Origin of the sequence: Marinicauda salina, assembly GCF_003122085.1 — a bacterium.
GTDB classification, from domain to species: Bacteria; Pseudomonadota; Alphaproteobacteria; order Caulobacterales; family Maricaulaceae; genus Maricicauda_A; species Maricicauda_A salina.
Genome location: NZ_QEXV01000004.1, coordinates 148,942 through 173,624 on the forward strand (window position 1 = coordinate 148,942; position 24,683 = coordinate 173,624).

General features: G+C 71.6%; 22 protein-coding genes. 16 read left to right on the plus strand and 6 right to left on the minus strand.

Features of this window, described 5'->3' with window-relative positions; genetic code table 11:
- The first annotated feature begins 1 nt into the window (after position 1).
- The 10 genes from DDZ18_RS10010 to DDZ18_RS10055 all read left to right on the plus strand — a co-directional run bounded on the left by DDZ18_RS10010 (position 2) and on the right by DDZ18_RS10055 (position 10,830).
- Positions 2-1,345, plus strand: coding sequence for a hypothetical protein (locus tag DDZ18_RS10010; RefSeq protein WP_109253253.1), 1,344 nt, complete (start codon positions 2-4; stop codon positions 1,343-1,345).
- Between the two features lie 42 nt (positions 1,346-1,387).
- On the plus strand, positions 1,388-2,041 hold the full coding sequence (locus DDZ18_RS10015) for a DUF938 domain-containing protein (protein ID WP_109253254.1): 654 nt from the start codon (positions 1,388-1,390) through the stop codon (positions 2,039-2,041).
- On the plus strand, positions 2,038-2,979 hold the full coding sequence (locus DDZ18_RS10020; protein ID WP_109253255.1) for a tetratricopeptide repeat protein: 942 nt from the start codon (positions 2,038-2,040) through the stop codon (positions 2,977-2,979). The genes DDZ18_RS10015 and DDZ18_RS10020 overlap by 4 nt, the downstream gene beginning before the upstream one ends.
- On the plus strand, positions 2,976-3,482 hold the full coding sequence (gene ccmE / locus DDZ18_RS10025; RefSeq protein ID WP_109253256.1) for a cytochrome c maturation protein CcmE: 507 nt from the start codon (positions 2,976-2,978) through the stop codon (positions 3,480-3,482). Before DDZ18_RS10020 ends, ccmE begins: the two co-directional genes overlap by 4 nt.
- Positions 3,479-5,440 carry a heme lyase CcmF/NrfE family subunit gene (locus tag DDZ18_RS10030; RefSeq protein WP_109253257.1) on the plus strand — a complete coding sequence of 654 codons (1,962 nt, stop codon included), beginning with the start codon at positions 3,479-3,481 and terminating at the stop codon, positions 5,438-5,440. The genes ccmE and DDZ18_RS10030 overlap by 4 nt, the downstream gene beginning before the upstream one ends.
- Positions 5,437-5,796, plus strand: coding sequence for a cytochrome c-type biogenesis protein (locus DDZ18_RS10035; protein WP_109253258.1), 360 nt, complete (start codon positions 5,437-5,439; stop codon positions 5,794-5,796). The genes DDZ18_RS10030 and DDZ18_RS10035 overlap by 4 nt, the downstream gene beginning before the upstream one ends.
- Before the next feature lie 70 nt (positions 5,797-5,866).
- Positions 5,867-7,075, plus strand: a complete 1,209-nt coding sequence (locus DDZ18_RS10040) for a bifunctional alpha/beta hydrolase/OsmC family protein (protein WP_109253259.1) — start codon at positions 5,867-5,869, stop codon at positions 7,073-7,075.
- A gap of 123 nt (positions 7,076-7,198) precedes the next feature.
- Positions 7,199-8,674, plus strand: coding sequence for a Do family serine endopeptidase (locus tag DDZ18_RS10045; protein WP_109253260.1), 1,476 nt, complete (start codon positions 7,199-7,201; stop codon positions 8,672-8,674).
- A gap of 31 nt (positions 8,675-8,705) precedes the next feature.
- Complete coding sequence (locus DDZ18_RS10050; protein ID WP_109253261.1) at positions 8,706-9,380, plus strand: response regulator transcription factor; 675 nt, start codon at positions 8,706-8,708, stop codon at positions 9,378-9,380.
- Between the two features lie 28 nt (positions 9,381-9,408).
- Positions 9,409-10,830: a sensor histidine kinase gene (locus tag DDZ18_RS10055; RefSeq protein WP_233245797.1), complete on the plus strand. Its 1,422-nt coding sequence runs from the start codon at positions 9,409-9,411 to the stop codon at positions 10,828-10,830.
- Positions 10,831-11,230: 400 nt separating this feature from the next.
- Here DDZ18_RS10055 and DDZ18_RS10060 read toward each other — a convergent pair whose 3' ends face one another.
- From DDZ18_RS10060 to DDZ18_RS10070, 3 genes are all read right to left on the minus strand, one after another.
- Complete coding sequence (locus DDZ18_RS10060; RefSeq protein ID WP_109253262.1) at positions 11,231-11,572, minus strand: endonuclease domain-containing protein; 342 nt, start codon at positions 11,570-11,572, stop codon at positions 11,231-11,233.
- A 264-nt stretch (positions 11,573-11,836) separates the two neighbouring features.
- Positions 11,837-12,418, minus strand: coding sequence for a hypothetical protein (locus DDZ18_RS10065; protein WP_109253263.1), 582 nt, complete (start codon positions 12,416-12,418; stop codon positions 11,837-11,839).
- Positions 12,419-12,616: 198 nt separating this feature from the next.
- The gene (locus tag DDZ18_RS10070; RefSeq protein ID WP_109253264.1) at positions 12,617-13,162 is read right to left on the minus strand and encodes a hypothetical protein; all 546 of its coding nucleotides are present in this window, start codon (positions 13,160-13,162) and stop codon (positions 12,617-12,619) included.
- Between the two features lie 314 nt (positions 13,163-13,476).
- Here DDZ18_RS10070 and DDZ18_RS10075 point away from each other — a divergent pair, with 314 nt between their 5' ends.
- Genes DDZ18_RS10075 through DDZ18_RS10090 form a run of 5 tightly spaced genes read left to right on the plus strand, consistent with a single transcriptional unit; the run spans position 13,477 to position 18,628 of the window.
- Positions 13,477-16,359: a bifunctional [glutamine synthetase] adenylyltransferase/[glutamine synthetase]-adenylyl-L-tyrosine phosphorylase gene (locus tag DDZ18_RS10075; protein WP_109253265.1), complete on the plus strand. Its 2,883-nt coding sequence runs from the start codon at positions 13,477-13,479 to the stop codon at positions 16,357-16,359.
- Between the two features lie 60 nt (positions 16,360-16,419).
- Positions 16,420-17,061 (plus strand): EF-hand domain-containing protein, encoded by a 642-nt coding sequence (locus tag DDZ18_RS10080; protein ID WP_109253266.1) that lies wholly within the window; start codon positions 16,420-16,422, stop codon positions 17,059-17,061.
- A gap of 36 nt (positions 17,062-17,097) precedes the next feature.
- The gene (locus tag DDZ18_RS10085) at positions 17,098-17,727 is read left to right on the plus strand and encodes an RNA polymerase sigma factor (protein WP_233245799.1); all 630 of its coding nucleotides are present in this window, start codon (positions 17,098-17,100) and stop codon (positions 17,725-17,727) included.
- The gene (locus DDZ18_RS13775; RefSeq protein ID WP_146190657.1) at positions 17,724-18,137 is read left to right on the plus strand and encodes a hypothetical protein; all 414 of its coding nucleotides are present in this window, start codon (positions 17,724-17,726) and stop codon (positions 18,135-18,137) included. The genes DDZ18_RS10085 and DDZ18_RS13775 overlap by 4 nt, the downstream gene beginning before the upstream one ends.
- On the plus strand, positions 18,134-18,628 hold the full coding sequence (locus tag DDZ18_RS10090) for a periplasmic heavy metal sensor (RefSeq protein ID WP_158272127.1): 495 nt from the start codon (positions 18,134-18,136) through the stop codon (positions 18,626-18,628). Before DDZ18_RS13775 ends, DDZ18_RS10090 begins: the two co-directional genes overlap by 4 nt.
- Here DDZ18_RS10090 and DDZ18_RS10095 read toward each other — a convergent pair.
- The 3 genes from DDZ18_RS10095 to DDZ18_RS10105 form a co-directional block, all read right to left on the minus strand.
- Positions 18,625-21,471, minus strand: coding sequence for a sensor histidine kinase (locus DDZ18_RS10095; RefSeq protein ID WP_233245800.1), 2,847 nt, complete (start codon positions 21,469-21,471; stop codon positions 18,625-18,627). The two genes, DDZ18_RS10090 and DDZ18_RS10095, sit on opposite strands and share 4 nt — an antisense overlap.
- A gap of 121 nt (positions 21,472-21,592) precedes the next feature.
- Positions 21,593-22,108, minus strand: coding sequence for a response regulator (locus DDZ18_RS10100; RefSeq protein WP_109253269.1), 516 nt, complete (start codon positions 22,106-22,108; stop codon positions 21,593-21,595).
- A 60-nt stretch (positions 22,109-22,168) separates the two neighbouring features.
- Positions 22,169-22,786, minus strand: coding sequence for a hypothetical protein (locus tag DDZ18_RS10105; RefSeq protein WP_233245801.1), 618 nt, complete (start codon positions 22,784-22,786; stop codon positions 22,169-22,171).
- 177 nt (positions 22,787-22,963) lie between these two features.
- On the opposite strand from DDZ18_RS10105, the gene DDZ18_RS10110 reads away from it, so the two are divergent.
- Positions 22,964-24,643: a serine hydrolase gene (locus DDZ18_RS10110; RefSeq protein WP_109253270.1), complete on the plus strand. Its 1,680-nt coding sequence runs from the start codon at positions 22,964-22,966 to the stop codon at positions 24,641-24,643.
- Positions 24,644-24,683: the final 40 nt, after the last annotated feature.

Consider the following 24,683-nt stretch of genomic DNA (forward strand, 5'->3'; position numbering starts at 1 on the left):
CATGACCACGCTGACCGCGACCAAGATCGATCGTCTGCGCGCGCTGCTCGGCGCGTTGCCGGACGACTTGGGCGCGCAGCTCGCCGACGCGGCCGCGGCGAGCGATCCCGCGCTGGCGCGGTTGGTCCGCTATTGCTCCCATGATCCCGAGGCCGCCGCGCGCGAGCGCTTCTTCGCGCCGATCGCCCCGCTGGCGGGCGATCCCGAGACGACCCCGCCCTCGCGGGCCTGCGCGCCGCCGGACCTGCTGGAGGCGCTGTGGCGCTGGATCGCCGACGATCTCGATCCCGAAGCGGCCGACGCCGCGCGGGCCGCCGCCGCCGCCGTCTTCGAACCCGAAGGCGAGGGGCGCCTGGACGAGGCCCGCGCCCGAGCCGCTGCGGCGATGCTCGAGGCGTTGGACGAGGCGAAGGCCGACGAGACGGCGGAGCGGAACTTGCGCCGCCGGCTGGGCGTCGCCGATCTCTCACCCCTGCGCGGCGTCGCGGTCGTGCTGCGCGGCGCGCCGGCCCTGCGCGCGGCGCTCTCCGATCTGCCCGATTCCCTCGACGACATTTCCGACGAGATGCGCGGCGAGATCCGCGACCGCTACGAGCGCGTCGGCGCGGCCGATCCCGACGCCGCCGCCTGGTTCCTCCATTTCGTGATGGCGCGGCTGACGCGGCCCTGGCGGATCCTTCGCGTGTTCGAACTGATCGCCAAGCGCGAGGACGATCTGCTGGTCTCGCAGACGGACATGTGCGGGGTCGGCGATGCGCTGCTCGCCGACGCGGGACATCATCTCGAGGGGTTCGCCCGCCCGCCGGAGACGCGCGCCGACGCCGACGCCGCCGTCGCCGCGCTCGCCGGGTTCGCCGCGATCACGGTGGGCATGACCCGCGAGATCGGCATCCGCAAGGAGGGCGCCTGGGGTCAGGCCCTGGTCAAGCTGCGCGGCCGCGCCGCCGAGCAGATGGAGCGCATCCACCGGCGCGCGCTCGAAGCCCTCGATCCGATCGCGCCCGATCCGCGCCGGCGCCGATCGAGCCGGTTCCGGGCCGACGCCGCGCTCGGCGAGGCCGAAATGGAGCGCGCCCGCGCGCTGGTCGCCTTCATGCGCGGCGCCCGCGACGACGCCTCGCGGGCGGCCGTCGGCGGCGCTCATCAGCACGTCCTCGACCAGATCAACGAACGCCTCGAGGCCGCGGGCAACCAGGCGCTGGCCGCGCTGCGCGACGCTGAACCCGACGCCGTCGAAGCCGCCGCGGCGCGGCTCGAGGCCGTCGCCGCCCTGATCGGCGAGGCCGGCGAAACCGAATCCGCCGAGATCCTGGTGCGCCGCGGGGTCGCAGCCCGCGCCGCCTAAATTCCTTCAAACGGCGCCGCCGAGCGACTATTTACGTCGCCGATGACCGGTTCCTCCCGCACCCCCATCGCGTTCGAGGATCGCGACGCGTCCGGCGCGCGGCTTTCCTCGCCGAGCGCCGAGCGCAACAGCGGTCCGATCGCCGAGGCGCTCGCCGCGGTGCTGCCGCGCGAAGCGCGCGTGCTCGAGATCGCCAGCGGCACGGGCCAGCACGCGCTGGCCTGCGTGACCGCGCGGCCTGACTTGAGCTGGACTCCCAGCGAGCTGGACGCGGCCTCGCGCGCGAGCATCGACGATTGGGCGCGCGACGCCGACGGCCGCATCGCCGCGGCGCTCAAGCTCGACGTCTGCAAACCGGGCTGGGCCGACGGGCTGGGCCCCTTTGACGCGGTGTTCTGCGCCAACATGATCCATATCGCGCCGTGGGAGGCCGCCGAGGGCCTGTTCGCCGGGGCGGCCTCGCTGCTCGGCGAGGCCGGCGGGCTCCATCTCTACGGCCCGTTTCTCGAGGGCGCGGAGAGCGCGCCGTCCAACCGCGATTTCGACCGCAGCCTGCGCGAACGCGATCCGCGCTGGGGCGTGCGCGCGCTCGATGCCGTCGACGCGCTGGCCGGGCGCAACGGTTTCGCACGGAGCGGTCGACGCGAGATGCCCGCCAACAACCTGCTCGTGAGCTACGCGCGGGGGACGTCTTGATCGTCCTGGCGCTGATCATCGGACTCGTCGGAGTCGGCGCGGCCATCCATATCGCCGCGCCGCTGGCCGGCGTCGGCCGCGCCTGGGCGCTCGCCGCGACCGCGGTCGTCGCGCTCGGCGCGCTGGGCGCCTACGCCGTCGGCGCCGCGCCGGGCCAGCCCGGCGACTCCTACGCCGACCGCGCCGCGCGGCTGCAGAACGCCGATCCCGCGAGCCTCAGCGTGACCGAGCAGGAGGAGCGCCTGCGCGTGATCCTGCGCCAGGACCCCGAGGCGGTGCAGGCGATGGCGCTGCTGGGCCGGCTGCTGGCGCGCACCGATCGCTCGCTCGAGGCGATCGCGGTGTTCGAGCGCGCGCTCAGGATCGAGGAGGATCCGCGCATCCTGTCCGATCTCGGCCAGGCTTTCGTCAATCTCAACGAGGGCCGCGTGAGCGAGCAGGCGCGCGAGGCCTTCGCCGCCGCCCACGCCGCTGATCCCGCGCTTCCCGAGGCGGCCTTCTTCCTCGGCGCGGCGGCCTACCAGGAAGGCGATCGGGAGACCGCCGCCCAGCGCTGGGGCGAGATCGTCGCCCGGCTGCCCGAGGGCGACCCCTTCCGCACCGCGATCGCCGCGCGCGCCGCCGACCTGCTGTCGCGCCCCGCCGGCGGGCCGGGCGAGGGCGGCGAGGCGCCGTTCGCCGCGATGGCCGAAGACGGCGCCGATCCCGATGCGATGATCGCGGCGATGGTCGCGCGCCTGGCCGGCCGGCTCGAGGAGGATCCCGAGGATTTCGCCGGCTGGCTGACGCTGGCGCGCGCCCGCGCCATGCTGGGCGAAGCGGACGCCGCCGCTGCCGCGCTCGCCGCGGCGCGGACCCGCTTCGGCGGCGAGCCCGGACGGGCGGCCATGATCGCCGCGCTGTCGGGCGCGCTCGAGATCGAGGAGAGCGACGCGTGAGGAAGGCTCGCCGCCGTCTGTGGATCATCGCCGCCGCGGGCGTCGTGCTCGTCGCCGCCGGCGCGCTCGCCGCGACCGCGCTGCGCGACGCGGTGGTGTTCTTCTACGCGCCCGCCGAGGTCGCCGAGAACCCGCCCGAGCCCGGCCGGCGCGTGCGCGTCGGCGGGCTGGTCGTCGACGGCTCCGTCGAGCGCCCGCCCGAGGGCGGCGCCGACTTCACCGTCACCGACGGCGCCGGCGAGATCCGCATCAGCTATGACGGCTCGCTGCCGGACCTGTTCCGCGAGGGGCAGGGAATCGTCGCCGAGGGCGCATTCGAGACCGGCGGGGTCTTCATCGCCGACCGCGTGCTCGCCAAGCACGACGAAACCTACATGCCGCCCGAGGTCGCCGACGCGCTGCGTGAATCCGGCATGTGGCACGAGAACGGGCCGGGTCCGTCGCCGGAGAGCGCCTACGGCTATCGCCCCGAAACGTCGGCAGACGAGGGCGGGACCGAATGATCGCCGAGCTCGGCCGCTTCCTGATCGCGCTCGCTTTCGTCGCGAGCCTCGCCCAGATGGCGCTCGCCTGGCGCGGCGCCGATCGCGGCGGCGCCGGGCCGGCCGCGCGGGCGGGAAGCGCCGCCGTCGACGTCGCGCTGGCGGCGGCGACGGCCGCCTTCATCCTGCTGATCGCGAGCTTCCTGCGCTCGGATTTCTCGATCGCCTATGTCGCGGCGAATTCTCATGTCGACAAGCCGCTGGGCTACAAGATCGCCGCGGCCTGGGGCGGCCATGAAGGCTCGATGCTGCTCTGGTGCGCCATGCTCGCCCTGTTCGGCTTCGGCATCGCCCGGATCGGGCCGAAGGATCCCGCGCTGCGCGCCCGCTCGGTGAGCTTCCAGGGCCTCTTGCAGAGCCTGTTCTTCGCCTTCCTCGCCTTCGCGTCGAACCCTTTCGACCGGGCCAATCCCGTGCCCGTGCAGGGCGCCGATCTCAATCCGCTGCTGCAGGACCCTGCGCTGGCGGCTCATCCGCCCATGCTCTACGCGGGCTATGTCGGCCTGTCCTCGGCCTTCGCGATCGCCGCGGCGGGGCTGGTCCAGAAATCCGGCGGCCGAGCGCTCGCCGCCGCGCTGAGGCCCTGGGCGCTGGGCGCCTGGACGGCGCTCACCGGCGGCATCGCGCTCGGCGCCTGGTGGGCCTATTACGAGCTCGGCTGGGGCGGCTGGTGGTTCTGGGACCCCGTCGAGAATGCGAGCTTCATGCCCTGGCTGCTCGGCGCGGCGCTCGTCCATTCGGCCATCGCCACGGAGAAGCGCGGCGCCTTTCCCGGCTGGACCGTCTTCCTCGCCCTGCTCGCCTTCATCCTGTCGATCCTCGGCGCCTTCCTGGTGCGCTCGGGCGTGCTGACGTCCGTGCACGCCTTCGCGCTCGATCCCGAGCGCGGGATCTGGATCCTCGGCATGCTCGGCGCCGCCGCGCTCGGCGGCTTCACCCTGTTCGCGCTGCGCGCGGCCTCGCTCGGCGAAGGCGAGGGCTTCGAGCCGACGAGCCGCGAGGCCTTCATCGGCGCCAACAATCTCCTGCTCGCCGCCGCCGCCGGCGTCGTGCTGGTGGGCACGCTGTATCCATTGGTCCTGGAGATGCTCGGCGGGGCGACGATCTCGGTCGGACCGCCCTATTTCAACGCCGCGGCGACGCCGCTGATGATGGCGGCGCTGGTGCTGATGCCGCTCGCGCCCTTCCTGCCCTGGGCCAATGGCGGGGCGCAGCCGGGGCTAATGCAGATGCGCGCCGCCTTGATGCTCCTTCCCGTCGCCGCCGGGGCGGGCGTGTTCATCTGGTTCGGCGCGCCGGTCATGGCCGTCATCGGCGCTGCGGTCGGGCTGTGGGCGATCGCGGGGGCGGCGATGGACGCCGCCAACGCGCTGCCCGCGGCGAAGGCGCGCTTCCAGAAGACGGCCGCGGCGGGCCGGGCGCTCGCCCACGCCGGGGTCGGCTTCATCGCGCTCGGCGCGGCGGCCGACGCCTCGCGCCCGCCCGACATCAATCAGGCGCTGGCGCCGGGCGAAAGCCTCGAGGTCGCCGGACGCACGCTGACGCTCGAAAACGTGGTGCGCGCCGACGGGCCCAACTATCTCGCCGATCGCGCGCGCCTGCGCCTCGACGGGACGGGCCTGCTCACGCCCGAGCGGCGCTACTATCCCGCCGCCGATCAGAACACGCGCGAGGTCGCCATCCGGCCCCGTCCGACGGGCGATCTCTATGTCTCGATCGGCGCGCCGGCGCCGCGGGAGAGCGGCGTCATCGGCTACGAGATCCGCGCCGCCTTCCATCCGCTGATCTGGGCGCTCGGCCTCGGCGCGAGCCTCATCGTCGCCGGCGGACTGGCCGCGCTGCACGCGCGCGCGACCGGTCCCGCGCTTGAACGCCGACGTGCGCGCGGCGCCGCGCCGGCGCGGGAGCGTCCGGCATGAAGGCGCTCGCGATCGCTTTGGCGCTCGTCGTCCAGGCCGGCCCCGAACTGCCGCCCGAGGAGGAGGCGCGCGCCCAGGACCTGATGCGCGAGGTGCGCTGCATGGTGTGCGCGGGCGAGTCGATCCTCGATTCCAACGCCACCATGGCGTCCGACATGCGCCGCTTCGTGCGTGAGCGCGTCGGCGAGGGCATGGATGACGCTGAAGTGCGCGGCGCGCTGGTGGCGCGCTTCGGCCATGAGGTGCTCATGCGCCCGCCCGTCGATGCGCGCACCGCGCCGCTCTGGCTGGCGCCGCTCATCCTGCTCGGGCTCGGCGGCGCGCTGCTGATTGCGGCCATGCGCAAGCGTTCGTGATCGATCGCGGCTTGCACGTGAGCGGGCGCCGGCCGATCTCCCGACCGGATCGCAGAATGGAGGCGGGCTGATGGCGCGTTCGCAGAAGGTGGAGTTCACGGGATCGCACGGCGAGACGCTCGCCGCGCGGCTGGAGCGTCCGAACGGACCGGCGAAGGCGTACGCGCTGTTTGCCCACTGCTTCTCGTGCTCGAAGGATTTCCACGCCGCCCAGCGGATCGCGCGGCGCCTGGCCGAGGCGGGCTACGCGGTGCTGCGCTTCGACTTCACCGGGCTCGGACAGTCGGAGGGCGACTTCGCCAACACGAATTTCACCTCCAACGTGCAGGACCTGGTCAAAGCGGCTGATTTCCTGAGAGAAAATCACGAAGCGCCGAAGCTGCTGATCGGGCATTCCCTGGGCGGCGCGGCGGTGATCGCCGCCGAGCGCGAGATCCCCGAGGTGAAGGCTGTCGCCACGCTCGCCGCGCCCGCCGACGCCGATCACGTGCGCAAGCACTTCCTCCACAAGGTCGACGAGATCGAGGCCGAGGGCGAAGCCGAGGTCGAGCTCGGCGGCCGGCCCTTCCGGATCCGCAAGCAGTTCCTCGACGATATCGAGGGTCATGCGCTCGACGACATCGTCGCCGGCATGGACGCCGCGCTGCTGGTCGCCCATTCGCCGGTGGACGAGACCGTCGGGATCGAGAACGCGACCCGGCTCTTCGTCGCGGCCAAGCATCCCAAGAGCTTTCTCAGTCTCGACCACGCCGATCACCTGATCTCCGAGGAGGCCTGCTCACGGCACGCCGCCGACGTGATCGCCGCCTGGGCCGAACGCTATGTCGGCCGGCCGGACTGGATGGACGCGGCGGTGGAGACGGACGGCGAGCGCTGCGCGACCGTCCAGGAGACCGGCGCGGGCAAGTTCCATTCATGGGCGGTCACCGGCGAGCACCGCTTCGTCGTCGACGAGCCCGAAAAGGTCGGCGGCCTCGACGGCGGCCCGCATCCCTACCAGCTGCTGTGCTCGGCTCTGGCGGCGTGCACGACGATGACGCTGCGCATGTACGCCGACCGCAAGGGGCTCGAGGTCGGGCGCATCGGCACGCGCGTCACGCACGAACGCGACAGCGACGGGCCGGCCGGGGCGAAGACCGACATCTTCCATCGCGAGATCTACACCGAGGCGGACGTCGACGCCGAGGTGGGCGACAAGCTCGTCGAGATCGCGAACAAGTGCCCGGTCCACCGCACGCTCGAGCGCAGCTCGACGATCGAGACCAGCCGGCGCGCCTGAATCTGACTGCAATATTACCGATCCGTAATGTTTCGGTAATATATTGTAGACCCGCGGACGTCCATTACGTCCTCAGAGGACTGACACCACAGACCCGAACCCACGCGACAGGATCGACCCTACATGACACGATTGAAACTGATCTCCGCCGCCGCGGTCAGCGTTATGGCCGGCGCGCTCGTCGTGACGCCGATCGCGTCCGGCGTCGCCGTGCAGGAGACCCAGACGCCCTACGCCGCGCCGGGCGGGGCGCCGATGTCCTTCGCCGATCTCATCGAGGACGTCAGCCCCGCCGTCGTCTCGATCGTCGCCGAGGGCGAGATCGACCAGGGCGATCTGCCCGATCTCTCGCAAATCCCGCCGCAATTCCGCGAGTTCTTCGAGCGTTTCGGGGGCATGCCCGACCAGCCGCGCGAGCGCCGCACCGGCGGTTCGGGCTTCTTCATTTCCGCCGACGGGCTGATCGTGACCAATAATCACGTCGTCGAGGACGCCGACGAGATCACCATCACCCTCGCCGACGGCGACGAGATTTCCGCCGAGCTGGTCGGCGCCGACCCGGCGACCGACCTCGCGCTGCTGCGCGCCGAGGATCGCGACGAGGCCTATCCCTTCGTCACGCTCGATCCCGATCCGGAGCTGCGCGTCGGCGACTGGGTCGTCGCGGTGGGCAGCCCGTTCGGCCTGGAGAGCACCGCGACGGCGGGCATCATCTCCGCGATGGGCCGCTCGGCCGGTCCGGCGCAGGCCTACACCGACTTCCTGCAGATCGACGCGCCGATCAATCGCGGCAATTCCGGCGGTCCGGCTTTCGATCTCAACGGCAATGTCGTGGGCGTGAACAGCGCCATCATCTCGCCGTCGGGCGGCAATGTCGGCATCGGCTTCGCGATCCCCTCCAACCTCGCCGCCGAGATCGTCGAGCAGTTGATCGAGCGCGGCTCGGTCGTGCGCGGCTATCTCGGCGTCGCCCCGCAGCCGCTGACGGCGGATCTCCGCGACAGCCTGGGCCTGCCGCGCGACCAGCAGGGCGTGCTGCTGCGCGAGGTCATCACCGATACGCCGGCCGCCGAGGCCGGGCTGCAGCGCGGCGACGTCGTGCTCGAGGTCGACGGCGAACCGGTGACCGACGACCGCGATCTCACCCAGCGCATCGGCGCCTTTGCGCCGGGCGAGCGGGTTCGCCTGCGCATCCTGCGCGACGGCGAGGAGCAGACCGTGCGCGTGCGTCTCGCCGAGCGACCCTCGCAGGAGGAACTCGCCAACGGTCCCGACGCCGCCGAGGGCGACGCGGCCCTGTTCGGCATGTCGCTGCGTTCGGCCGACGAGTCCGAGCGCGAGCAGTTCGACGTCGAAGGCGATCGCGGCCTGATCGTCACCGGCGTGGGCAATGATTCCCAGGCCGCCGAGAAGGGCATCCGTCCGGGAGACCTTCTCCTCGAGGCCGGCGGCCGCGACGTCAGCACCGTCGAGGAGTTCCGCGCCGCCGCCGACGAGGCCCGCGAACGCGGACGCAATGCGCTCCTGGTGCTCGTCGCGAGCCAGGGCGGGGTGCGCTACGTCGCGCTCCAGTTCGAGGAAGAGAGCGGGGACGACTGAGCCCCGCCCGCAGTCCGGGAGGACAGGACCCATGCGGCTTCTGGTGATCGAGGACGACAAGGACGTCGCCCGGAACATCTCCAAGATGATGCGCGAGGCCGGCCATGTCGCCGACTGCGCCCACGACGGCGAGGACGGACTCGCGCTCGCCCGCGAGGGCGGCTACGACGTCCTCGTCGTCGACCGCATGCTCCCCGAGCGCGACGGGCTGTCGGTCATCGAGGAGCTGCGCGGCGCCGGCGACAAGACGCCGGCGCTGATCCTCTCGGCGCTGGGCGAGGTCGACGACCGCGTCGCCGGCCTGCGCTCCGGCGGCGACGACTACCTCGTCAAGCCGTACGCGCCGTCGGAACTGATGGCCCGCGTCGAAGTGCTGGCGCGCCGGCGCGACCCGGACACGGTGCGCACGCGGCTGTCGGTCGGCGAACTCGAGATGGACCTGCTCGCCCGCACCGTCACCCGCGGGGGAACCGACATCCCGCTGCAGCCAAGGGAGTTCCGCCTGCTGGAGTTCCTGATGCGCCACTCCGGCCAGGTGGTGACCCGCACCATGCTGCTGGAGAAGGTCTGGGACTATCACTTCGACCCGCAGACCAATGTGATCGACGTCCACATCTCGCGGCTGCGCTCGAAGATCGACAAGCCCTTCGAGACCTCGATGCTCCACACCGTGCGCGGGGCGGGCTACCGTCTGCAGGCGTCTTAAGCTGCGCCCGCTCCGGACGGGTTTTCACGTGACGGCTCGTTTCTGGCGGATCCCCGCCTTCGCGCGGACGACGGCCTTCCGGCTGACCCTGCTGTCGGCCGGCCTGTTCGCGCTGTCGAGCTTCGTCATCCTGGCGCTCGTCTACGCCGCCACCGCCGGCGCGGCGGTGCGTCGGGCCGACGCGGCGATCGCCGAGGAGATCGCCGCCGTCGAGAAGCGCGTCACAGAGGACGGGATCGGCGCGGCCAACCGCTATATCGTGCGCCGCTCGGTCGCCGGCGGCGAGTTCCTCTATCTCCTGATCGGCCCGGACGACCGGCGCATCTCGGGCAATATCTCCGACCTGCCCGCCGCGCCGGCCGACGCCGAAGGCCGGGTGCGCTTCGAGTACGACCGCGCCCCCGTCGACGACGCCGAGACGCCGGAAGCCGGGCGCGACGCGCGGGGACGCATCGCGCCGCTGGGCGAGGGCTACCGCATCTTCGTCGGCCTCGACGTCGAGGAGGAGTCGCGCTTCATCGCCAACATCCTCAACGCGGTGCTGATCGCCTCCGGCGTCGCGCTGGCGCTGGGGATCGTGTCGGGCGCGGTGGTCAGCCGGCGCTTCGCCCGGCGTCTCGAGATGATCAACGCCGCGGCCCGCAAGGTCCGCGCCGGCCAGCTGCAGACGCGCGCGCCGCGCACGCATTCCGGCGACGAGCTCGACCATCTGGCGGCGAACTTCAACGAGATGATGGACCGGGTGGAGCACCTGATGCACCGCATGCGCAATGCGGGCGACTCCATCGCCCACGATCTGCGCCTGCCGCTGACGCGCATGCGCGGCCGGCTCGAGGCCGCGCTCGCCGAGGCCGGCGATCTCGCCGAGCGCGAGGCCGCGCTGGGCCAGGCGATCTCCGACATCGACGAGCTGATGAAGACCTTCAACGCGGTGCTGTCGCTGTCGCGGCTGCAGACCGGCGAACGCCGCCGCGCCTTCGAGACGCTCGATCCCGCCGCCGTGCTGGCCGACATCGCCGAGCTCTACGAGCCGGTGTGCGAGGACGCCGGGCTCGATTTCAGCTTCGAGGCCGAGGCGGGGCTGTCGCTCCTCGGCGACCGCGAGCTGATCGCCCAGGCCGTCTCCAACCTCGTCGACAATGCGGTGAAGTACACGCCCGAGGACGGCGCGGTGGCTCTGCGCGCGCGGCGCTGCGCGTCGGGCGAGGTCGAGATCTCGGTCACCGACACCGGGCCCGGCGTGCCGGCCGGCGAGCGCGAGCGCGTGCTCGAGCGCTTCGTCCGGCTTGAGAAGAGCCGCTCCCAGCCCGGCGTCGGGCTCGGCCTGTCGCTCGTCCACGCCATCGCCGAGGTCCACGGCGCGCGGCTCTCGCTCGACGACGGACCCGGCGAAGTCGACGGGAGCGGCCCGGGCCTGCGCGTCGCGCTGGTGTTTCCGGAGGCGAGGTAGGCGTCCGCCGCCGACCACCCCCTCACCTTCGCCTCTCCCCCTTGAAGGGGGAGAGGAATCGACGCGCGGCGCGGAGATCGAGGAATCTGCATGGCTTGGTGCTTGGCGCCCACGTTGAAGAACAAGTCGCGACCTCAACGTCCCTTCTCCCCTCCTTGAGGGGAGAAGTGAGATGAGGGGAGGGGGCGGCCCCATTCAGCGATGGGGCGGATCATCGCCGACCACCCCCTCACCTGGCCTCTCCCCCTTGAAGGGGGAGAGGAATCGGCGCGCGGCGCGGCGGTCGGGCAATCTGTATGGCCTGGCGCTTGGCGTCGACGTTGAAGAAGAAGCGCCGCATCAACGTCCCTTCTCCCCTCTTTGAGGGGAGAAGTGAGATGAGGGGAGGGGGCGCCCCCATTCAGCGATGGGGCGGCAGCTCGGCGAGGAGCGTCTCCATCACGCCGTCCATGTTCTCCAGCACGTCATTGTTCCAGAAGCGGACGACGCACCAGCCGGCGGCGTTGAGGCGCGCGGTGCGTCGGGCGTCGCGTTCCGGCGCCAGCTGGTGCTGGCCGCCGTCGAGTTCGACGATCAGCCGCTCGGCGACGCAGGCGAAGTCGGCGAAATAGCCGCAGACGGGATGCTGGCGGCGAAACTTGAAGCCCTTCGGCCGCGCGCGCAGCTGAAGCCAGAGCCGTGTCTCGGCCTCGGTCATTCGGCGGCGGAGGCGCCGGGCCTGCGCGATCGGTCGCCGCGACATGGGCCAAGGTTAGCGCAGCGCAATCAGAGCGCGAAATCAGGTCCTGTCTCCGATCGCAACCGACCCCCTCACCTTCGCCTCTCCCCCTGGAAGGGGGAGAGGAATCGGCGCGCGGCGCGGAGGTCGAACAATCGGCCGGACGTGGCGCCCGGCGTCGACGTTGAAGAATAGGACGCGACCTCAACGTCCCTTCTCCCCTCCTTGAGGGGAGAAGTGAGATGAGGGGAGGGGGCGGCGGGGGCGGCGACGCGCCAGATCATCAGGTCAGTTTGGCGGATCGGACTTTTCCGCCGGAGCGTCCTCAATTTTCGAGATTCCGGCCTCGCGCAGCGCCTTGAGCAGGGGCTTGAGCCGGATCGCGCCGAACAGCAGGAGGAAGCCGATCACGACCCGGACATACTTATCGCCCTCGCCGAGAACGATAGTGCGGGTCGGGTCGTCGCCGGGCTGCTGGCTCATATATATCCAGGTGGCGATGTCCGCGAGCACGCTCGGCAGACCGAGGAGGAGGAAATACAGACCGAGCGCCGCAAACGCGATCATCGCGACCTGGTCGCCTGATACGCTTATCGCGCTGTCGGATTGTTCGGCGTCGCCAACGACCCGCGCTGACAATGGCTTGGCGTATCGCCATACCAGCAGGCTCATCACGAGCAGCGGCACGCTATAGGCTAGATATGAGAACCAGGCGGGTGGAGCGCCCGCCCACGCCGGCGCGGGGCTGGGGCCGACAGACTCTGCGATGGCGATCAACACGCCATTGAACGTGTGCACGGCCGCGTTCAGCCCCTGAACCAGCGCCACGACTCTGAGGATTGCGTAGGCCAGTCCCTGAAACGCGCCCATCGCGCGGCCCCTCTTATCGCCCTGGGCGATCCTGCCGCGCTTTGAGCGTGCGCGCCACCACCCCCTCACCTTCGCCTCTCCCCCTGACAGGGGAGAGGAATCGGAGCCTGGCGCGACCATTCAGAAAAGCGCTCGACCCTGACGTGCCTTCTCCCCTCCTTGAGGGGAGAAGTGAGATGAGGGAAGGGGGCTAATTGCTTAGGCGGTTCGGTCGGAATCGGAAGGTTCGTCGAGTTTCGACAGGCCGTAGCGACGCAACGATTTCATCAGGCGATCAATTCTGGTGAGCGCGAATAGAAGGGCGATTCCGAAGACAAGCCGGACGACAGCTTCCGTCGTTCGGTAGTCGTAACTAATGGAAGTAATGTGGCTTTCTCTGGAATGTATGATCCACGCGCCCGCGAGGATGTGAATAGACCCGGCGAGGCCTTGGCTAATGAAGTAGATTCCGAGCAGGGCTACGCCCACACGAAATAGGTCGTCGCCGGATACTGAAATTTTGGCGTCGGCGGCCTTGGCGGGTGCAGAGACCCTCGCGGATATCGGGCCCGCGAGCACCCAGAAGATCGCGCACACGCTGATCATCAACAGGCCCTGGACCAGTAGGGAAAGGAAAAAGGGCGATGCTTCACCGCGGAGGAGCAGACCCAGCACGCGCTCAATGGCCATTGCGAGCCAGCCGATACCGAAGAAAAGCGCCGTTGTTCGCAAAAGAACAAACGCCAAGCCTTGGGTGGCGCCCATTGTTCGAACCTCCCCATAATCGTTGAACGCGATCCTGCCGCGCTTTGAGCGTGCGCGCCACCACCCCCTCACCTTCGCCTCTCCCCCTTGAAGGGGGAGAGGAATCGGCGCGCGGCGCGGAGATCGAGCGATCGGCCGGACGCGGCGCCCGGCGCCGACGTTGAAGAAGAAGCACCGCATCAACGTCCCTTCTCCCCTCCTTGAGGGGAGAAGTGAGATGAGGGGAGGGGGCGGAGCTTCGGCGATCCAGGCGCGCGAGTTGAAAGCGCCCGGCCCGCCTTGCTCCTTCCCGCGCCCCGGTCCAGCTTGCGGCCATGACCGCCGCCATCCCCGCGCGCATCACGACCGAACCGCCCGTTTGCGATCCCGCGCGGCTGGAGCGCGCGCGCGAACGCGTCGGCGAAGACGCGCTGAAACCGTGGGCGGAGGCGTCGGGCTTCATCGACGCGGTCCTCGCCGCCTCGCCCTATCTCGGCCGGCTCGCGGCGCGGCGGGCGGAGACCTTCGCCCGGCTGGCGAGCGACAGCCCGGAAGCGATCGCCGCCGAGGCCTGCGCGGCGGCGCGGGCGGCGGGCGAAATCAACGACGAGGCCGAGGCGATGGCCGCGCTCCGGCGCGCCAAGGCCGATCTTCACCTGACGGTCGCGCTCGCCGATCTCGCCGGCGCCTGGGACCTCGCCCAGACGACGCGCGCGCTCAGCGACTTCGCCGACGCCGCCGTCGAGGGCGCGCTGGCCGCCGCGGCGCGCCAGGCCGGTTTCGACGTCGCCGACGCCGACGACCCGGTCCCCGGCTTCTTCGTGCTGGCGCTGGGCAAGATGGGCGCGCGCACGCTCAATTTCTCCAGCGACATCGATCTCGTCATGGTCTGGGAGCCCGAGACCGCGGCCGCGCCCGAGGGCAAGGAGCCCCGCAAGGCGTTTTCGCGCCTGGCCCAGCGCGTCGCGCGGCTGATCGAGGAGCCGACCGCCGAGGGCTATGTCTTCCGCGTCGATCTCAGGCTGCGGCCCGATCCGGCCTCCACTCCGCCTGCGGTCTCGGCCAACGCCGCGCGGCGTTATTTCGAGGCGCTCGGCCAGAACTGGGAGCGGGCGGCCTACGCCAAGGCGCGGCCCTGCGCGGGGGATCGCCGGGCGGCGGCGGGATTCCTCAAGGAGCTCGAGCCCTTCATCTGGCGCCGCGCGCTCGACTACGAGGCCGTCGCCGACATCCACGCGCTCGCCCGCCAGATCCAGGCCGTGGGCCGGCGCGCGCGAATCCGCGCGGCCGGCCACGATCTCAAGCTCGGCCGCGGCGGCATCCGCGAGATCGAGTTCTACGCCCAGGTCATGCAGCTCGTCTTCGCCGGGCGCAGGCCCGAGCTGCGCGTGCGCGACACGGTCGGCGCGCTCACCGTGCTCAAGGCCGCCGGGATCGCGCCGGCCGAGGAGGTCGACGCGCTGATACCGGCCTATCGCGAGCTGCGCGCCGTGGAGCACCGCATCCAGATGCTCCAGGACGAGCAGACCCAGACCCTGCCGCTCGACGACGCGCCGCGCGCCGCCGTCGCCGCGCTTTGCGGGGAGGCCGATCTCGCGCGTTTCGACGCGCGCATGGCGGATCTCTTCACGCGCGTGCACGCCGTCTTCTCCGAGCAGTTCGAAGCCGACGAGAGCCTGGCGACGTCGGTGGGCAGCCTCGTGCTGACCGGCGTCGAACCGACGCCGGACACGCTGGAGACCTTGTCGGCGCTGGGCTTTTCCGAGCCCGAGCGGGTCTGGGAGCGCCTGTCGGGCTGGGCGGCCGGACGCGTCCGCGCGTTCAGGGCCGAACGCGCGCGCGCCCTGTTCTCGCGGCTCGCGCCGCGTCTGGTCGAGCAGATCGGCGCGACCGGCGACGCGGATGCGACCTTCGCGCGCTTCGCCGCCTTCATCGAGGGCCTGCCCTTCGGCGTCCAGCCGCTGGCGCTTCTGGCCGCCGAGCCGGAACTCGCCGACGAGCTGATCGCGCTGCTGGCCCTGGCGCCGCGGCTCGCCGAGGTGCTGTCGCAGCGTCCCGCCCTGCTCGACATCATGCTCGAGCCCGACTTCGCCCGGCCGGTGCGCGAGGACGTTCCCGGCTTCGCCGAGGCCGCCTTCGAGCGCGAGGAGACGCGCCGGCCCGACTTCGAGGCCCGGCTCAACGCTGCGCGCCGGGTCGCCCGCGAGCACAAGCTGCGCATCGGCGCCCAGCTCGTTCGCGGCCGCGCGACCGCCACCGAGGCGGGCCGCGCCCACGCCGAGCTCGCCGACGCGGCGGTGCGCGCCATGGCGCGCGCCGCCGAGGCCGAGACCGCCCGCCGGCACGGCGCGCCGCCCGGCCGCTGGGCCGTCATCGGGCTGGGCAAGTTCGGCGGGCGAGAGCTGGCGGCCGACGCCGATCTCGACCTGATGGTCGTCTACGAGCCGACGGCGGAGGCCTCCGGCGGCGACAAGCCCGTCGGTGCGGAGACCTGGTTCACCAAGTTCACCCAGCGCCTGGTCTCGGCCCTGTCGGCGCCGACGGAGGAGGGCGAACTCTATCCCGTCGACATGGCGCTGAGGCCGTCGGGCTCGTCGGGGCCCATCGCGGTCCGGCTCGCGCGCTTCCGCGACTACTACGCCGAGGAGGCCTGGACCTGGGAGCGCATGGCGATGACGCGCGCGCGCATCGTCGCCCACGAGGACCTCTCCGAGCGGCTCGCCGCCGAGATCGAGGCCGCCATCGCCGGGGCGGCCGACGCCGACAGACTCCGCGCCGACGCGACCGACATGCGCGCGCGCCTGTTGAAGCAAAAACCCGCCGGCGGCGCCTGGGACCTCAAGCTGCGCGAAGGCGGGATGACCGACATCGAGTTCATCGCCCAGACCGCCCAGCTCGTCGCCCGCAGGCGCTTCTCGCCCGAGACCGACGTCGCGCTCGTGCGCCTGGCCGACGCCGGCGCGCTCGAGGCCGCCGATGTCGAGGCCCTGCGCGCCGCGCTCGAGGACTACGCCGCGGTGACCCAGCTCGTCCGCGTCGCCCACGGCTCCGGCTTCGATCCCGACACCGCCTCGGACCCGTTCGCGCAACGCCTCTCCGCCGCCGCGGAATGCGAATCCCTCGAAGCGCTCGCAGCCAAGCTCGACGATCACGCTGCGCGGGTGAGGGCGCTGTTCGTGAAAAATGTCGGCGATCCGGGCTTCGGGAGCGACGGGTGACCGGCGTGCGTTGCGTATGAGGAGTGGAGGGCCGACACCCACCATCCCCAGGAGGACGACATGAAAACCATTCTCGCACTGACGGCGGCGACCGTCGCGCTCGCGACGGCCGCGCCCGGCGTTTCGGCCGCGGCCGCATCCGAGCCCGGCGCCAAGCAGATGCCTCACGGCGGCATGATGACGGGCGGTCGTCATCACGGCGGGCGTCACGGAGGCTCCGGCATGCATGGCATGCACGGCCTGATGATGCTCCAGGCCGCCGACGCGGACGACGACAACACCGTCACCCGCGCCGAGCTTGCGGATCTCCATACGCAGGAATTCGACTATCGCGACCGCAATGGCGACGGCTATCTCACGATCGAGGACGCCTCGCCGATGATGCGCCGCATGCATGCGATCGCCTCGGAGGGCGACGGCGTGTTCGCCGGGCGAGGCATGATGGGCGGCCACATGAGGGGCGGCCACATGATGACGGGCGCGGACGACGACGACGACGGCGGTCCGGGCTGGCACATGTTCGGCATGGACGATGACGAGGACGGCCGCCTGTCGCGCGACGAGTTCCTCGCCCGCCATATGGGGATGTTCGACGAGCTCGACGCCGATGGCGACGATGCGGTCACGCCGGCGGAACTCGATGCGGCCGTCGAGGCCCATCAAGAGCGCCGCGGCAGCCGCCTGTTCTGGTGGCGCGACTGATCCTCGAACCGCGGAGAGCGCACGATCCGTCCCGCCTTGAGGCTGATCCGGGGCGCAAAGCCCGAGGCCCCCGGCGGGACGGACCCGCTCGCCGACGAGTCGGCGCTTGCTCGCGCGATCGCGCGCGGCGAGCCGGAGGCGGTGCGCCGGATCGTCGACGAGACCCTGCCGATGGTGCTCGGCCTCTCGCGCCGCGTGCTCGGCGACTCCGCCGAGGCCGAGGACGCCGCCCAGGAGACGTTCGAACGGGTCTGGCGCAACGCTCACAGGTTCGATGGATCCCGGGGCCGCCTGCGCAGCTGGATCGGGCGCATCGCGATCAATCACTGCCGCGACCGTCTGCGCCGGCGTCGGGAGATCGCCACGGACTCCGTTCCCGATCGCGCCGACGGGGCGGCGCCGGCGGATGCCCGGCTGGCGGCGATGGACGGCGCGGCGCGCGTGCGCGCGGCGATCGCCGCCTTGCCCGAGCGTCAGCGCCTGGCCCTCGAGCTGTGTCATTTCCAGGAGCGGTCGAACATCGAGGCCGCCGAGATCATGGAGGTCAGCGTGGACGCCCTTGAATCGCTGCTCGCCCGCGCCCGTCGCGGGCTGAAGGCCGCGCTCGCCGGCGAGGCCGGCGGGCTCATCGCCGATCTCGAAGCCGGCCGGGGAGACGCAGAATGATGACCGAGGACCGCTTTGCCGGGATCGTCGCCGCCTACGGCGCCGATCCGCGCCGCTGGCCCGCCGACGAGCGCGCCGCGGCGGAGGCGTTCGCCGCCGCCGAGCCGGACGTCGCCGGGCCCGTGCTCGACGCGGCCGCGGCGCTCGACGTCGCGCTGGACGCGGCCGCGGATGCGCCGGACGCCGGCGCGCATCGCCGCGTGGGCGAGCGCATCATCGCCGCCTCCGCCGCGCCGCCTCCGCGCCGCATCGCCGCCGCAGCGGCCGCTGCGCTGATCCTCGGTCTTTCCGGGGGCTGGCTGGCGTCGGCGACGACAGGGCCGGACGCCGAGCCCGCGGCGGCCTACGCCGTCGCCTTCGGCGCGCTCGAGGAGGACGACGGCTGGATCGAAGAGGAGGACGCGCTGTGACCCGGACCAATATCCTGATCGCGGCGCTCGTCGCCTCGGCGCTCGTCAACGGCGTTCTCGGCGGGGTGCTCGTTCAGCGCGCTCTGGCGCCGCCGCCCGTCGCCGCGGACTTCGCCGGGCGGGCCGGGCCTGCGCGATTCAACATGCACGCCTTCATGACGGCGTTGCCCGAAGACGCCCGGCCGGAGGCCCGCCGCGCGATGCATCGCGGTTTCGACGAGATGCGCCCGCTGATCCGCGAGGCGGTCGAGGCGCGCATGGCGGCCCGCCGGGCGATGACGGCCGAGCCTTTCGATCCCGATGCCGCCACCGCCGCGCTGGAAGCGGCGCGCGAGGCGCGCGGCCGCGTCGAGCGCCACGGCGAGAGCGTCGTCCTGGAGGTTGTCGCCGGGCTTGCGCCCGACATGCGCGCTCGGGTGCTGTCGGAAGCCTATGGCGGCCGGCCGCCCTTCCACCATCATGGCCATCACGGGTCGCCGGACAGGTTCTAGGCGGCGTCGTCGCCGCCGCCCGCGCTGCGGCGGCCGGATCGCGTCTTCCCCGACGCCTCGCGGGTCTCGGGCCGCCAGCTCTCGGCCTCGTCGCCGTCGCCGAACGTCGCGCCGGCGTTCGCTTCGCCGAACAGCGCGGCCTCGATGCGGTCGAGCGTCACGCGGTCGTCGGCGTCCGCGCCGCTCTCAGGCTCCGACGCGGTCGGCGCCGGTCCGGCCTCGGAGGTGTCCTCCGCGTCGTCCTCCGCCGGGCCGCCCTCCGCCTCCGGCGCCGGATCGGCCTCGAGATCCTCCGGGTCAGCGACCTCCAGCCGGGAATCGGCGGCCGCCTCCGGCGCGCCCTCGTTCTCGAGATCCTCGAGCGCCTGCTCGAGATCCGGCGCGGGCTCGGCGGGCTCGTCCGCGCTCTCGTCGGCGCGCGGGCGCGAGATGTCGCGCGGCGGCTTTACGGGAAGGGTGAAGGAGATCGTCGTGCCCTTGCCGAGCACGGAGTCGATGCGCAGCGTGCCGCCGTGCATCTCCACCAGCGATTTCGACAGCGCCAGGCCGAGGCCCGAGCCCTGGTGGCTCTTCGAGTGCTGGCTCTCGATCTGCTCGAACGGCCGGCCCAGCCGCGGCAGGTCCTCTTCGGCGATGCCGATGCCGGTGTCGGCGACCTGCATCACCACGCCGTCGACGGCGTCGTAGCCGCGCACGATGACGCGCCCGCCCTCGGGGGTGAACTTCACGGCGTTGGACATGAGGTTGAGGATGATCTGCTTGATGGCGCGCGGATCGGCCTCGATCTCGGGCAGGTCCTCGCCCTCGACCTGAAGCGTGATGTCCTTCTCCTCGGCGCGCGCGCGCATGATCCGCGCGCACTGGTCCATCAGATCGCCGGGGCTGATCGCCTCGGGCTGGAGAACCATCTTGCCCGCCTCGATCTTCGACATGTCGAGAATGTCGTTGATCAGCGAGAGCAGGTGCTGGCCGGAGCTGAGGATGTCGTTGACGTAGTCGACATAGCGCTCGTGGCCGAGCGGGCCGAACATCTCCTTGGCCATGATCTCGGAGAAGCCGTTGATCGCGTTGAGCGGCGTGCGGAGCTCGTGGCTCATATTGGCCAGGAATTCCGACTTCGAGCGGTTGGCCTCCTCGGCGCGGATCTTTTCCTGCTCGTAGGACTTGGCCAGCTCCTCGATGCGCTCCTGGGAGCGTTTCAGGGACTCGACCGTCTGGCGCATAGCCCGGTCGTTCTCCTTGAGCGCCTTCTCCTGGCGCTTGAGCGCGGTGATGTCGGCGCCGACGCTGACCAGGCCGCCGTCATTGGTCGTGCGTTCCGAATAGTGCAGCCAGCGGCCGTCGGCGAGTTCCAGCTCGTAGGCGTCCTCGCCCTCGGCGCGGTCGTGGACCTGCTTGATCGCCTCGCTCGCGGCCAGCTCGACCTGCTGATAGGGCAGGCCCGAGCGCAACGCGTCCTCGCCGAGCTTGAAGAACTCGCGGAACTTGCGATTCCACAGCACGAGGCGCCGCCGCGAGTCCCAGAGCACAAAGCTCTCCGACATCGATTCCAGCGCGGCGCGCAGACGGGATTCCGCTGCAGCTACCCGGGCTTGCGCGCCCTTGTTCTCGGTGACGTCGATGGCCACGCCGATGAGCCGGCCGCCGGCCGCGCTCTCGCCGCGGGCCAGCGGACGCCCGCGCATATGCAGCCAGACCGGCAGGCTGGCGCCGCGGACCTCGAGATCGATCTCCTCGCCGCGCGCCGCCGCGCGCAGCGCCGCGCGCAGGCGGGGCCGGTCGTCCTGGCGCAGCAGCGCGAGGAACTCGGGCCCCTTCAGCAGCTCGTCATGCGGGCGGCCGAGCATGCGCGCGAACGACTCGGTGACATAGACGTCGTCCTCCTCGACGTCCCAGTCCCAGACGCCGCAGCGGGCGCCTTCGGTGGCCAGCCGGAAGCGGCGGTCGGACTCGCGCAGCCGCGCCTGCGTCGTATTGAGCTCTGTGATCTGGTTTCTCAGCATCCAGAACAGGGCGACCGCGGTGAAGAAGGGCGCCAGGAAGAGCAGGCCGTGGAAGGCCAGGGTGCGCCGCCAGCGCGCCTGGTCGATCGCGGCCGGGCCGAGGCTGTAGGTCTGAAGTCCCGTCTGCGGCAACGCCGCCGCGCCGAGGATGCGCGGCTCTCCGCCGAAGCGCGCGCCGGACAAGGCGCCGCCGCGCTCGGCCATTTCGGCGACGCGTTCGGCGTCGAGGCCGAAGCGCTCGGCGGCCAGCGGCGCGCCGCGCACCGGGGCGGGCGGTTGCAGCGCCAGCGTCCGGCCGGCCTGGTCGGCCAGCACGACGACATGATCCTCGCCCCAGCGCGGCAGCAGCGCCTGGGGATCGATGATCGCGATCAGCGCGCCGACCCGGTCGTCGGCCAGCCGCACGGGCGCGGCGAGCACGATCCGGCTCGGGTCGCCGGCGAGCGCCGCCGCGCCGCCGGGCGCCGAAAGCGCCGCGTCGGCGGCCTCGCGCGGATCGACGGCGAGCGAGCCGGCGCTGAGGATGGCGTCGTCGGGCGGCAGCAGCGCGGCGCCCTCGATCACGCCGCTCAGGCGCAAGGCGTCGAGGCGGACCGACGCCGCCGCGGCCATGTCTTCGGACGCGGCGCGTTCGATCTGGGCGACGGCCACGCCGAGCGCGCCGCGCACCTCCGAGAGCCGTCCGGAAACGCGCTCGGCGACGAAGGCCGCGGTGCGGGCCTGCGAGGCCTCGGCGTCCTGGACGGTCTCGGTCCATTCCTGGTGGAGCTTGAAGATGAGGACGCAGCCGTAAATCACGGAAAACGCGACGACGACCATGAGCACCCGCCGCGCCGTCACGCCGCGTCGGCGGGGAGCCTCCTCCCGAGCCGGCGATTCCGGCTCGTCGGTGTCCCGGGAGCCGGACGCATGGCGGCTGCGAATCATGGGCGTCAAAGTAGTGTGCGCCGCGGCGCCGCGTCTACTCCGCAGCGGCGTTCGCCGCGTCGTCCTCGTCGCTGCGACGCTCCTCGCCGTCATATTCCGCAGGGTCGCGGCGACGGCGGTCGGGGCCGAAATAGCGCTTCGTCCGCACGAAGGGGCGGGGGTGATTGATGACCGCGGCCAGCTTCAGCCAGAGCTGCTCGGCGTTGACCGGCTTGGCGCAGAACTCGGTGACGCCGGCGTCGCGCGCGGCGAAGATCCGGGAGCGCTCGGTATAGGCCGAGAGCATGACGATCGGCACGTAGGGATTGCGGCTGTCGCGGCCGGTGCGCACCAGGCGCGTGAACTCGACGCCGTCGATCATGTCCATCTGGTAGTCGATGATGATCACGTCGACCGGCTCGAGCCGGGCGATCTCGAGCGCTTCGGCCGGATCGCGGCACTCCGTGGTCTGCGTGATCCCGAACCCGCGCAGCATCGTGCGCACGAGGTGCATCATGTGCGGATTGTCGTCGACGAGAAGCACGCTCAGCCGACCGAGATCACCCGACATCGGGGCGCCCCTGCCTGTTGCAACCGGGCGCCAGACTAGCGCCGGGCTGTTAGCGCGGCGTTAACCGCTCGCGGGCGGCGGGGGCGCGTCGAAGGTCTCCTCGCGCGGCTCCGGATCGGGAGCGGCTTCGGCGCGCTCCCCGGATCGCGCGTTATCGGGGGCCTCGGGGCGGGTCCGCACGGCGCGCGACACCTTGTCGAACTCGCGGGCGATCTCGATCATGTCCGGCGCGGCGTCGGGGTTCTCCGCGACCAGCTTGGCGACGCGTTCGCCGAGGCCGAGCAGGCGCGGCGCGTTGGTCACCAGCCGGGCCTGGGCCTCGATCCGCGCCGGGTCGCGATCGTATTCCGCCGCCGGCACCCGCCAGCCGCCCCAGTCGTGATCGTCGGTGACGACGACCGGGAAGGTGCCGGGATAGGGGTGGTGGCCGCATTCCTCGGGCGTCTGCCACTTGTTCTTCGCGCGCATAAGCCGCCAGCGGCCGGCGTCGCCGTCCTCGACATGCTCGGCGGCGAGCTCGTCGGCGGCGAAGTCGCGCCCGAGCCCGCAATCGTAGAAGATTTTCACCGGCTCCTCGACGCCGCGGACCCATTGCGGCTTGACGTGTTCGATCGCCGCCCACGTGCCGACGGGATGGACGTAGACGCGCTGGTGCTTGTGAAACTGGGCTTTGGCCATGACGCGCGATACTCCCGGCTTCGGGACGGGCATCCTCGCGCGGCCGGCTTAGGGGCGCGTAAAGAAGCGTGGTTAAGACATCGATTTCACCGACCGGATCCTTTTTCGCATCCAGCGGTCCGGTCGCCCGCATCCTTCCTTGAAACGATTGATCAGCAAGCCAATGGAGCTCTGTAGATGAAGACCTGGATTCTCGCCGCGGCCGCATCGCTGGCCAGCGCCCCCGGGTGGGCGCAGGCGGAGGCGCCGGCCGACGACTGGACGGCCCGGGCCGAGGCCTATGTCGAGTCCGCCTGGCCGGCCGACGGTCCGGGCGCGGCCGTCATCGTCGCGCGCGACGGGGAGACCGTGTTCGCCGAGGGGCGGGGGCTCGCCGACCTGGAGACGGGCGAACCGATCACGCCTGACACGGTCTTCCGCCTCGGCTCGATCACCAAGCAGTTCTCCGCCGCGGTGATCCTGCAGCTGGTCGAGGAGGGCCGGCTGTCGCTGGACGACCGCGTCTCGGACTTCCTGCCGGACTATCCCGAGCCGGGCGCGAGCGCGACGGTGCGCCAGCTGCTCAACCACACCTCCGGGGTTCAGTCCTACACGGCCATTCCCGGCTGGATGGTCGAGGAGAACACCGACCAGGCCTACACCACCGAGGAGCTGATCGCGGTGTTCGCCGATCTTCCCGCGCCCTCCGAGCCGGGCGAGGCCTGGGCCTACAACAATTCGGGCTACGTGCTCGTCGGCGCTGTGATCGAGGCGGTCACCGGCCAGCCCTGGCACGCCGCCGTGCGCGAGCGCATCGGCGAGCCGCTCGGGCTGGAGACGATCCGTTACGGCGTCGGCGAGGACGAGGTCGCCGCGATGGCCGAGGGGTACACGCAGGGCGAGGACGGCCCGGCGCCGGCCGCCCGGATCCACATGAGCACGCCGCACGCCGCCGGCGCGCTGATCGGAACGGTCGGCGATCTCGCCGACTGGGCGCATGCGCTTCACAATGGCGAGGTCGTCTCCGACGCGCTCTACGCCGAGATGATCGCGCCCACCGAGCTGCCGGACGGCTCGACCGTGCCCTACGGCTTCGGCGTCGCGCCGTCCGATCTTCGCGGCCGCGAGGCGATCGGTCATGCGGGCGGCATCTTCGGCTTCAACTCGGACAGCGTCTATCTGCCCGAGGAAGATCTGTTCGTCGCCGTGCTCGCGAATTCCGACGCCCCGGCCACGCCTTCCGGCGTCGCCATGCGCCGGCTGGCCGCGATGGCGCTGGGCGATCCCTATCCCGACTTCGTCGAGGCCGATATCGACCTCGCCGGGATCGAGCCGCTGTTCGGCGTCTACGCGATCGAGGGCGGCGACGCGACGCGCCGCTTCTACGCCCGCGACGGCCAGCTCTACACGCTGCGCTCGGGCGCCTCGGAGAGCGCGGTCTTCGCCGCCGGCGACGACCGCTTCTTCTACGGACCCGACAGCCTCACCTGGTTCGAGATGGAGCGCGCCGACGACGGCGCCCACGTCATGAAGATGCACCAGAACGGCGCCGAGGCGGTCGAGCGCGCGGTGTACACGGGTCCGCTTCCCGACGAGCCCGCGGTCATCGAGCTGCCCGAGGCCACGCTCGCGCGCTATGTCGGCGAGTATGCGCTGGGCCAGGCGGTCGCGACCGTCTCGCTCGGCGAGGACGGCGGGCTCACCACGCAGCTCACCGGCCAGCCCGAGGTCGGGATGGAGGCCGTCGGCGAGACCGAGTTCCGGCTGCAGGGCGTCGATGCGCGCATCGTCTTCGTCGTCGAGGCGGGCGAGGTCCCGGCTTTCGTCCTTCACCAGTCCGGCCGCGAGATGCGCGCCGAGCGGATCGACGGCGAATAGCCTGTCCCGTCGAGGCCGTCGCGGAGCCGGCGCGTTTGCG